This is a genomic window from Gulosibacter sediminis (assembly GCF_030011715.1).
Classification (GTDB): Bacteria; Actinomycetota; Actinomycetes; order Actinomycetales; family Microbacteriaceae; genus Gulosibacter; species Gulosibacter sediminis.
In genome coordinates this window covers 31,079-41,827 of sequence record NZ_JASCYH010000021.1, presented here as the reverse complement: position 1 = coordinate 41,827, position 10,749 = coordinate 31,079, and the positions used below count along the sequence as shown (strand labels likewise).

Annotated in this window: 6 protein-coding genes; 2 read left to right on the top strand and 4 right to left on the bottom strand. The window is 68.1% G+C overall.

The window, feature by feature from the left end; genetic code table 11:
• Positions 1–275: 275 nt before the first annotated feature.
• The 3 genes from QM019_RS08260 to QM019_RS08250 are packed head-to-tail and all read right to left on the bottom strand — an operon-like array spanning position 276 to position 2,767.
• Positions 276–2,204 (bottom strand): helicase HerA-like domain-containing protein, encoded by a 1,929-nt coding sequence (locus tag QM019_RS08260; protein WP_282826678.1) that lies wholly within the window; start codon positions 2,202–2,204, stop codon positions 276–278.
• A gap of 9 nt (positions 2,205–2,213) precedes the next feature.
• Entirely contained in the window at positions 2,214–2,540 is a 327-nt protein-coding gene (locus QM019_RS08255) for a hypothetical protein (RefSeq protein WP_282826681.1), read from the bottom strand.
• A 2-nt stretch (positions 2,541–2,542) separates the two neighbouring features.
• Positions 2,543–2,767, bottom strand: coding sequence for a DUF3107 domain-containing protein (locus QM019_RS08250; RefSeq protein WP_125106156.1), 225 nt, complete (start codon positions 2,765–2,767; stop codon positions 2,543–2,545).
• A 171-nt stretch (positions 2,768–2,938) separates the two neighbouring features.
• On the opposite strand from QM019_RS08250, the gene QM019_RS08245 reads away from it, so the two are divergent.
• Positions 2,939–6,253 carry a PD-(D/E)XK nuclease family protein gene (locus QM019_RS08245; protein ID WP_282826684.1) on the top strand — a complete coding sequence of 1,105 codons (3,315 nt, stop codon included), beginning with the start codon at positions 2,939–2,941 and terminating at the stop codon, positions 6,251–6,253.
• A complete protein-coding gene (locus tag QM019_RS08240; protein WP_282852582.1) occupies positions 6,250–9,627 on the top strand; it encodes an ATP-dependent helicase in 3,378 nt (1,125 codons plus the stop codon). The genes QM019_RS08245 and QM019_RS08240 overlap by 4 nt, the downstream gene beginning before the upstream one ends.
• Here the strand turns inward: QM019_RS08240 and QM019_RS08235 are convergent.
• Entirely contained in the window at positions 9,624–10,748 is a 1,125-nt protein-coding gene (locus tag QM019_RS08235; protein ID WP_282826689.1) for a phosphotransferase, read from the bottom strand. The genes QM019_RS08240 and QM019_RS08235 overlap by 4 nt on opposite strands.
• Between the last annotated feature and the right edge of the window lies 1 nt (position 10,749).

Here is a 10,749-nt window from a genome sequence, read left to right as displayed (position 1 = left end):
CAACGGGCGCCTCGAACACCTCCGCGGCTCGGCCCTGGGCTTCCGCAACCTGACTCACTACATCACACGGTCACTGCTCGAAGCCGGCGGCTTCAGACCACTCCTACACCCTCGATTGCGATGAGCCCGTTAAATCCGAAAGAGCTTTCATCATTGTGCCACTTGCCGGGGCGGTGCTGATTGACCTCGTGGCGCTTCCCTGGATCGTTTGGTGTATGAACTGGGTCGCGTGAGGTTCGGAGCCCAGCCACATTGTTGGCTGGGCTCCGCAGCGCCTAGCGCTTCTTCATGAGCGTGCCGAAGACGCTGCGCACGACTTCCTTCACGGCGCTCTGAGCCGCGCGGGAGCCGAGGACCTCCTCGACGACCGACTTCTCGCGGCGCGACGACGTGCGAGTGGTCGTGGACTGGCGGTTCCGGGCCTTCTCGGCCGCGGCGCGCTCCTTCTCCTCGCGCGCCCGTTCCTTTTCCTCGCGCGCCCGTTCCTTCTCCTCCCTGGCGCGCTCCTTCTCGGCCGCCTCACGCTCCTCCTCGGCGCGCTCGGCCTCGGCCGCGGCGTTCATCTTCGCGGTCAGGATCTCGTGCGCCGACTCCGGGTCGACCGCCGTGCCATACTTCGCGAGCAACGGCGAGGCGTTGACCGTCGACTCGATCTGCGCGGCAGGGGTCGGGTCCATCGAGCCCTGCGGTGCGCGCATCCGGGTCCAGGCGACGGGGGAGGGCGCGCCCTTTTCGTTCATGACGGTGACGATCGCCTCTCCGGTCGCGAGCTGTGTGAGCACCTGCTCCAGGTCGTATCCCGAGTTCGGGTAGGTGCGCACCGTCGCCCGCAGCGACTTCGCATCGTTCGGCGTGTGCGCGCGCAACTGGTGTTGCACGCGTGAGCCGAGCTGCGCGAGCACGTCGTCGGGCACATCCTTCGGCGTCTGCGTGACGAAGAAGATGCCGACCCCCTTCGAACGGATGAGCCGCACCGTCTGCACGATCTGCGAGACGAACTCCTTCGACGCATCCGCGAAGAGCAGGTGCGCCTCGTCGAAGAAGAACACGAGCTTCGGTTTGTCGAGGTCGCCGACCTCTGGCAGCGCCGAGAACAGGTCGGCAAGCAGCCACATGAGGAACGTCGAGAAGAGTTGCGGCTGCTGCGCGACGCCGGGCAGCTCGAGCAGCGAGACGATGCCGCGACCATCCGCGGCGGTGCGGAGGAACTCGGCTGTGTCGATCTCGGGTTCGCCGAAGAACACATCGGCGCCGTTTGCCGCAAAGTTCGTGAGCTCGCGCAGAATCACGCCCGCGGTCTGCTTCGAGACGCCGCCAATGCCCTCGAGCTCGCTCTTGCCGAGGTCGGAGGTGAGGTACTGCAGTAGCGAGCGCACGTCGTCGAGGTTGACGAGGGGCAGGCCCTGCTGGTCGGCGAAGTGGAAGACGAGCCCGAGGCTCGACTCCTGCGTTTCGTTGAGGCCAAGCACCTTCGCGAGCATGAGCGGGCCGAAGCTCGAGACCGTGGCGCGGATCGGCACACCGGTGCCGCGACCGCCGAGGCTGTAGAACTCGCTCGGGAACGCGGTGGGCTGCCAATCCTGCCCGATCGACTTCGTGCGGGCGAGCAGGCCGTCGCTGGCCGTACCCTCGGTTGCGACACCAGAGAGATCACCCTTGATGTCCGCCGCGAACACCGGCACACCTGCCGCCGAGAGCTGCTCAAGCATGACCTGCAGCGTCTTGGTCTTGCCGGTGCCAGTGGCGCCCGCCACGAGACCGTGGCGGTTGGTCATGGCGAGCGGGATGCGCACGGGCACGGCCGCATCAACCTCGCCGTTGACGAGCGCGCCAAGCTCAAGGGCGGGCGCGTCGAACGAGTAGCCCGAGCGAATCGCCTCGACGTCGCCCTCGGCGAGTGGCCCGCCGGCCGCGCCAGGCTTGGCGGCGGCGGGCTCCTTTTGTGCCTCAGGTTCGGGCGACTCGGCCGCTGCGTCCGGCGCTGGGGTTGTGGCCGGCTCGTCGGATGCGGCATCAGCCGTCTCGCCCGCGGACGGCTCAGCGGTTGCGGCCTCGGACGACTCTTCTGGTGCGGGCGCCGCCGCGTCGATGGCAGCGGACTCGGCGGCCTGCTTGGCGGCCGCCTCGGCGGCGGCAAGTTCGGCCTGGGCCTTTTCGACGGCCTCGCGGGCAGCTGCTACGGGATCAACGGAGTCATTCGACATGCGGACAGACTACGCACGCACGCGGCTCCGGTGGCTGAGACGGTCAAGCAGGTCGGCGTCGGCCGCGGCGCGCCGACGTGGCAGCGACAGGGCGACGGGAACGGTGACCGCGGCGGTCACGATGACGAGCAGCGCCCAGATCCAGAACGCGTCGTAGAAGAGCCAGGTGAGGCCAAGTAGGCGAGCACCCCAGGTCGCGACGACCCACCAGAGCAGGGCGGTGATGCCGCCGAGCGCGGGCAGGAGGGCGCTGCCAACCGCATCCTTCGGCTTCGCGAAGGAGTAGCTGATGAGCCCGATAACGATGCCGAAGATGCCGGCGAAGAAGACCTCCATCGCTATGCGACGAATCCGACGCGGCGCTGTGCCTCTTCACCGATCTCGACGAAGGCGATCTTCTCAGCGTTCACGAGGAACACGCGGTCGCGGTCGTCGGTGAAGCGCGCGATGCCGTTGTCACTCGCCACTGCGTCGGTGAGCGCCTGCTCAACTTCGGCCGCGGTCTGGTTGGTCTCGAACGCGAGTTCGCGGGGGGAGTGCAGAATGCCAATGCGCAGTTCCACGTCTATGCCTTTCGTTATGCCTCGTCGCCTGATCGATACGGCGTGTGGGCCTAGCCTACTTGCCGCTCTCACCACATCCGCTCGGCGTTCGCCGGTGGCGTGCAATCGGTACTTGGCGAGTCATGTCGGTGGATGCGGATAGCGTGGAGCGAACAGTCGGAAGGGGCAGAGATGCAGCAAAATGCACGCGAAGCGCAGGGGCTGGCAACGGCGCTCGATGAGAGCCAGCTCGGGGTACTCTCGGCGGCAGAGAATCAATCGCTCAGCGTGCTTGGTGCGCCGGGCTCTGGTCGCACCGCCACGTTGGTCGAACTCGTAGCACAGCGAGTCGAGGCCGGTCTTCGCCCCGACGAGGTGCTCGTGCTCGCGGCGAACCGCCGCAGCGCCGAGCTGTTGCGCGAGCGCCTACAGCGCCGCCTCGCTCGAGCAACCCGCGGGGCGACGCTCGGTCGTACCCCGGCCTCGATCGCGATGGAGATCATCGCCGACGCTCGGGTGCGCTCGGGCGGGCCGCGGCCGGTGCTGCTCACCGGCTCGGCACAGGACGACATCCTCTCGGAACTCATCGAGGGCTACCTCGACGGCACGATGGAACGGCTCGGCAAGCGGCTTCCGTGGCCCGAATGGTTCACCGCCGACACCATGGCGCTGGCGGGATTCCGGGGCGAACTGCGCGACCTGATCACCGCGCTCACCGAGCGGGGCATGAGCTCCGACGACCTCGCCGCGCTCGCGCTCGAACCGGGAACCGCTGTGCCCAGTGGGCAGCGTCACCGTGTGCTCTGGGCCGGGGCGGCCGGGCTCATTCGCGACTATGAGAACTCGCGCTTTGACCGCTCGATCTCGGGGGCCGACGAGCGCGAGGCGTTCGACACGGCGAGCGCGCTCATGCTCGCCACACAGTTGTTGTCTCGGCGCGCGCTCGGCCGAAGCGGCATCGACGTGTTCGACGGGGTGCGGCTTGTGTGTGTTGACGACGCGCAGGAACTCACCGAATCGGCCCGCGCGCTCGTCGCGCAGTTCGAGCGTCAGGGCGCCCGTGTCATCTCCTTCGGCGACCCCGATATCGCGACCGGCAGCTTTCACGCCGGTCACGCAGCATTCGCGGTCAACTGGCGCGACGAGGGCGACTCGGCGCCGGCCACCGTCACACTGCAGCAGCAGTATCGACACGACGAGGTGCTCCGCGGAGTTGTATCGCGCGCCGTGAATGGCCTGCCCCCGCTCGGGCCGAGCGAGCGACGACGATCGGGCCCCAAGGTCGATGGGGGCGAAGACGGCCGCGCGGAACACGCGGTGCTTGAGTCGGCGAACCACGAGACCGACCTCATTGCGGGCTACCTGCGGCACGCCCACCTCATTGACGGCGTGCCATGGAGCGACATGGCGGTGATCGCGCGCAACTCGACGCGACTCGAGGCCCTGAGCCGCGGGCTCGATCGGGCCGGCGTCGCGGCACAGGACTCCGCGCCAATTCCGGCCGCGAACGACGCGACCGTCCGGGCGATTCTCACGATGGCCGCGGGCATCGTGCGCGGTGAATTTACCGAGGCGGAGCTGTTCTCGATCCTCGCGTCGCCGCTGTATCGCGTCGACTCCCTCCTGATTCGTCGCCTGCGCCGAGCCTGTTACCTTGCCGACCTAGGTATCGGCGAGTCGGCCGGGTCGGGGCGAGGCGGCGGCGAGGTGCTGGCCAGCCACGTCAACGCTGTGCTTCGGGGCGGGGCGGATGCGTCGGCGCAGGCCGCGATCGACTCGCTCGCCGCTTCGGCGGCGGCTCACGCTGCCCGGTCGGTCACGAACCTACTCGAGTCGTTCGGGCGCATGCACACGGCCCACGCCGCGGGTGCGACGATCGACGCCGTGCTCTTCGAAGCCTGGACGGATGCGCGTCGAGAGCAGCGCTGGCGCGACACCGCGCTCGGTGTGGGTGAGGACGCGGTCGCGATGAATCGGCGGCTCGACGCCGTGGTGGCGCTGTTCGACCGCGCCAAGCGCGTGGTCGAGCGCGAACCCACGGTCTCGCTCGACGGGTTTCTCGCCGACTGGCAACGCGACTCGGTCGTCGACGACTCACTCGCGCGTCGCGGCGCGGTCGATGCCGTCACGCTGACGACGCCGGCCGGCGCCATAGGGCGCACCTGGCGCGTTGTCGTAGTGGCGAGCGTCAACGAGGGGGCCTGGCCGAATCTGCGAGTGCGCGACTCCCTTCTCGGTGCGGGTCGGCTCACCGAGGCACAAACCCCGGCCGAAACACCGACCCACCTCGACCGACGCGCCGTCGTGCTCGCGGACGAACAGCGGCTGCTTGCCGCGGCAGTTTCGAGGACAACCGAGCGGCTCCTGCTCACCGCGGTGCGCGACGACGAGAACGCACCCTCGCAATTTGTGTATCGCCTCGACCTGCCTGAACTCGCGCCCGACTTCGCCTTCACCGGCATCGAGGGGCTCGAGTACGCGCACCTCAGCCTTGACCAGCTCGCGGCCCGCCTCCGTCGCGAGGCAGCCCGCTGCGCACCGGTGGCGCGCGCCGAGCGCGTCGCGGCGCTCGCCCAACTGGCCCGGCACGGCGTCGAGGCGGCCGATCCGGCGAACTGGTTCGGCATCCATGGTCGCTCCTCGACCGCGCCACTCGTCACGCCCGACGATCACACGCTGCAGTTAACCCTGTACCCGTCGGGCATTCAGTCGTTCAAGGAGTGTTCCGTGAACTGGTTCGTCGACCAACACGCGGGCGGCGCCTCGAATCTCGCCATGTCGCTCGGCACGATCCTCCACAGCGCCGCCGAGCACGAGGCCGACTTCGCGACCATCGAGTCCATGGTCGAGTTCGCGCTGCAGCAACTCGATCAGCTCGAGTTCGATGCACCTTGGCTGCGCACCTCCAACCGGCAGATCGTCCGCGACGCGACCATCTCGCTGTGGGACTACCTCAAGCGTGAGGGTGTCACACCGCTTGCGGGTGAGCGCGCGATGCTACTCGAACTCGATCAGGCTGCCCGCGACGACCACGGCGTCGATGTCGACGTGCAGGTGCGGGGACGAATCGACCGCATCGAAGAGCATCGCGACAGCGGCATCCGCATCGTCGATTTCAAGACCGGCACGAGCGCGCAGACGAAGGCCGACGAGAACGACCAGCTACGCGCCTACCAGGTCGCTGCGCTGCGGGGCGGCATTAGTGAGTTTGAGCTCGGAGGTATTGCACTTGAGGGCGCGGCACTCGTGTATCCCAGGGTTCCCAGCGGCCGGGGGGCGGCGAAGGTGCCGTGGAAGGTCGTGCTGCAGGAGCGACCGAGCGAGACGGACGTCGACGCGGCGATCGACGAGTTCGTGACCGTTGCCATTCAGCAGGCCGCGTACCAGCTCGACGGCGACGAGCCCGATGTGGCTGCTCCCGCGCAATATCTCTATGAACCCGAGGGGCACTGCCTGAGTGGCTCGCGCTCCTGCCTAATTCACGCCATCGGAGAGGTCACCGAATGAGTCCGATCACGTTCGAACAGCTCGCCGAGCTCACCACCAAGCCCGGCGCCACCGTCTACCCGATCACCGAAGAGCAGCGGCAGATCGTCGATTCGCCGCTCGCGCCGACGATCGTCACGGCAGGGGCGGGCAGCGGCAAGACCCACACGATGATGCTGCGCATCCTCTGGCTTGTCGCGAACCGCGGCGTCGCACCGTCCGAGGTGCTCGGGCTCACCTTCACCCGCAAGGCCGCCGGCGAGCTTCGCGAGCGCGTCGAGGCGGGGCTCGAACGGCTGCGGCTCGCCGGGCACATCGACGTCGACGAGTTCAACCTGCCGCAGGTGTCGACCTATAACTCGTACGCGAGCGACATCTACAAGCAGTACGCCCTGCTCGTGGGCCGTGAGCCCGATGCCCTGCTGCTTGACGAGCCGAGCGCGTTTTCGCTGATGCGCTCGGTGGTGCTCGCCTCCGAAGATGCCGGGCTCGAAGGCCTCGGCACGACTTCGGTCGGCTCGGTCGCAGCCAGCGCGCTGAAGATCGCACGCGCAATGCGCGAGAACGGTCGCACCGCGGCAGAGGTGGCGGACTATGCGGCCGAGGTCGCGACGCGCGCCGACGAGATCGAAGGGCGCTCCGCGAAACCCTTCACCCAAGCGTTGCGCACCACGAACCTCCAGCTTGAGCGTCTCGACCAGCTCGCCATCTATGCCCGTCTCGCAGAGGTGTACGAGGCCCGCAAGGTCGAACTCGGCGCGATCGAGTTCACCGACCAGGTGGCCTACGCCGCGCAGATCATTGCCCTCGATCCGGCGATCGCCGAAGAAGTGCGGGGCGCAACACGCCAGGTGATCCTCGACGAATACCAAGACACCTCGGTCGGCCAGACACGGCTCTTCGCCGAGTTGTTCGGTCGGCAGGCGGTCATGGCGGTCGGCGACCCCAAGCAGTCGATCTACGCCTGGCGGGGCGCAAGTGCGGCAAACATGAAGCGCTTCGCGGCCGACTTTGCGAACGGCAGCGAATACCACCAGTTCACGCTGACGACCTCGTGGCGTAACGACCGCGAGATCCTGCGGGTGGCGAACACGATCGCTGCGCCGCTGCCGGCAACCGAACGGGGCGAAGAACTCAAGGCTGCGGCGTCGGCGGGCGAAGGCGAGGTGCACGTTCGGCACTTCCTCACTGAACCCGACGAGGCCAAGCACGTCGCCCAATGGTTCGCGAGCAAACTCGAACAGGTCCCGGACGCGACCGGCGCGGTGCTGGTGCGCGCCCGCAGCAGCATGGCCGCCTACGCGCAGGCACTCCACGACGCGGGCGTGCCACACCAGGTGATTGGCCTCGGCGGCCTCGTGCGCACCCCCGAGGTGGTCGACCTCACTTCGCTGCTGCGTGCCGCCGCCGACGAGTACGCGGGCTCAGAACTACTGCGCCTGCTTCTCGGCGCCCGCTTCGAGCTCGGCCTCGCCGACGTACACCAGCTCAGCGAGCTCGCCGGGGCACTCACGCGCCTCGGCGCCGACGGCCGCAAGCTGGACGAGAAGCGCAGTCGCGCCGTGCGCGACGACATCCGTGACACCGAGTCGGGCACCTCACTCGCCGAGGCACTCGAGTTCGTTCGCACCGCGACCTCCGAAACCGTACGCCGATTTGTTCCCGAGCTGACCGAGGAGGGCGAGCGTCGACTCCGCGACGCCGGCACGCTCATCAGCCGGGTGCGTGGTGCCATGGACCTCCCGCTCGTCGACTGGGTGACTACGACGATCTCGTTGTCACGGCTTCGCGTCGAAACCGCGGCGAATCCCCGCAACGCGGTTGCCGTAGCGAACCTTGACGCCTTTGTCGACGCCGTCGTGCGATACGCCTCGGCGGTGCCCGAGGCCGACGTGCACGAGTTCCTCGACTGGCTCGAACTCACGTTCCGCGACGACCAGCTCGCCGAGTACGCGCCCGCCCCACCGAAGGAGGGAATCGTGCAGCTCACGACGATTCACTCGGCGAAGGGCCTCGAGTGGGACTACGTCGCACTCGGCAACCTTGCGAAGGGCAAGTTGCCGGGGCCGCAGGGAGCAAATCAGCTCGTCGGCAGCGGACAACTGCCGAACGCGCTCCGCGAAGACCGAGCAGACCTGCCCTACCTGCCACTGAGCAAGATCGAAACGGGCGAAGACCTGAAAGAGCAGTTCAAGGCCGTGCTCATGCACGATCGCGACGGGGCGGGCAACGAACGCGAGCGGTCGTTCGTCACACAGAAGTTCCTCCAGCTGATTCGCGAGGACCGCCGGCTCGCCTACGTTGCCATGACGCGGGCGAAGCACGGCTTGCTGCTGACGAGTGCGCGCTGGAAGCCGGGACTGAAGAACTCGTCGACCCCGTCGATGTTCCAACTCGAGCTACGAGACCCGCTGCCGCTCGAACACACGCAGTTCGATGCGCCCTGGGCCCGCGTCGACGACCAGCCCGTGGTCTTCACCCTTGCGCAACTCGACGCAGAAAAGGATGACGATCTCAAAGCCATCAAAGACGCGCTGTCGACGAACCCCCTCGAGGGCGACGCCCTGCCGCAGGCGTGGCCGCCCGCCCCGATGGCACGCGACGACCTTGCAACCACCGCCGAAATCGCGAACCAAGTCGGTGCTGCGGCCGAGTCCGCCACGGTCGAGTCGCCGTACGATGAGCTCATTCAGCTCCTCGTCGCCGAACGTGAACAGGCGAACACGCCACCCGAGCTGCGCCTTCCGGCGCGGTTTGGCGCGTCCCTCCTGCACGACCTGTTCGATGACCCGTCGACGATCGCCCGCAACGCGGCGCGGCCAATGCCGAGCCGTCCGTATCGGGCCACGCTCGTCGGCAACCTCTTCCACAGCTGGGTTGAAAGCCTCTATGAGGACGTCGCTGGCGGGGGAGCCGCACTCGAGGGCGCCGATCTCCACGATGCCGACTTCACCTCCGCAAGTCTGACGCAGCTCGACGACGACGATCGGCAGCGGCTTGAACAGTTGCAGTCGACGTTCCTCGCGAGCCGGTTCACGGCCGGCGGCCGCCGCCCGAGCGCGGTTGAGCTCCCGGTCGACGCGCCGCTCGGCGAGTTCACGGTCGTCAACAAGATCGATGCGGTCTACCGCGATGCCGACGGCACGATCGAAATCGTCGACTGGAAGACAGGACGCGCCCCGCGTACCGCGGAGGAACGCCGTGGGCGCGAGTACCAGCTCATGAGCTACGCCCACGCCTACGCGGCAAGCTTCGACGAGCCGATCGAGCGCATCCGGGCGACGCTCTATTACGTGACCGACGATCTCGAGATCAGCGTGACCGAACTCCTCAGCGTCGACGAGCTCGTCGCGCTCCTCCGCGAAGCGCAGGGGAGGGTTGCCCAGAAGAGCTAGAGCTCGTCGCGCTCCGACGAGGTCGACGGCGCTTCCCCGGCCGGGAGGTCGTCGTCGAACTCGTCGCCGAGATCCTCGGGCGCGCTCTCGGTCTCAGCACGACGCCGTTGGAACTGCTGGGCCCGAGAGCGGTCGCCCGCATCCGCGAGTAACCGCTGCACCTCTTCGAGGTCGAGCACCGGCAGCGTGGCGTGCCGCAGCTCCGATTCGTCGAGGCTGCGCACGCGCGTGACGAGGCCGTCGAGCAGCTGCTCGGCGTCGGCGACCACCTCGGGGTTGCGGTGTTCGACGCCGAAGAGCAGCCAGCGCGCGAGCTCAAGCTCGGCGTAAAGCAGAGCCCGCTGGCGGAGCTGTCGGTCGACCGAGGCGCCACGCGCATCCGTGTATTCGTCGAGCAGGGCTCGCATCACCGCACCGTCGAGCGTCTGCACCCAGCGGATGTCCGCAGCCGGGTCGCCGATGCGAAGGTCGCTCCAGCCGAGCACGCCCGAGACCGTTGCACCGGTGACCAAGAACGACGAGCGCTCGAGTGAACCGTGGATCACGCTCGGCGAAAACTCCCACAGCTGGGGATCGTCGACGGCGCTGCCCCAGCGGTCGGCGAGGGCTCCAGGAAGGCGACCCGTCGCATCCGACCGGCGGATGAGCGTCTCGGTCGACTCGCGCACATCGGCGGCCGACCACTGCTGCAGGCCGGCGTCGACGAGCGTCTGCTTCGGTAGCCCGTGGATCGCCGCGATGGCGCGCCCGATCTCGGGCACGAGCTCTGAGTCAAAGTCCAGCGGGGTGCGGTCGGCCGGCGAGCCCTTCACGAACGAGTACACCGCGAACGGCGGCTCGCTGCGAAGCCCGCCACCGAGCTGGCGAGGCACGTCAAAGGGCAGCCGGGCTCGCACGCCAGGCGTCAGTGCGACCAGTGCCGCGCTGCGGCTGCGCAATTCCTGGGCCGCCGACGGCGAGGCCGCGCGACGGACGAGCAGATTGCCGTGGTCGCGGGTGCGCAGCAGCGCGGAGTCGTAGTCGTGGGTGTCGTCGTAGCCCCAGTCTGCTGCTTCGGTGACGCAGAGATTCTCGATGGCCGCAGTCGCGAGGCCGGCAAGCTGGAGGAACTGACCACTCATA

Bases quoted from the DNA above. Each gene is read 5' to 3' on its own strand.
- QM019_RS08240 (WP_282852582.1), top strand. From the start codon at position 6,250: ATGAGTCCGATCACGTTCGAACAGCTCGCCGAGCTCACCACCAAGCCC.
- QM019_RS08235 (WP_282826689.1), bottom strand. From the start codon at position 10,748: ATGAGTGGTCAGTTCCTCCAGCTTGCCGGCCTCGCGACTGCGGCCATC.
- QM019_RS08255 (WP_282826681.1), bottom strand. From the start codon at position 2,540: ATGGAGGTCTTCTTCGCCGGCATCTTCGGCATCGTTATCGGGCTCATC.
- QM019_RS08260 (WP_282826678.1), bottom strand. From the start codon at position 2,204: ATGTCGAATGACTCCGTTGATCCCGTAGCAGCTGCCCGCGAGGCCGTC.
- QM019_RS08245 (WP_282826684.1), top strand. From the start codon at position 2,939: ATGCAGCAAAATGCACGCGAAGCGCAGGGGCTGGCAACGGCGCTCGAT.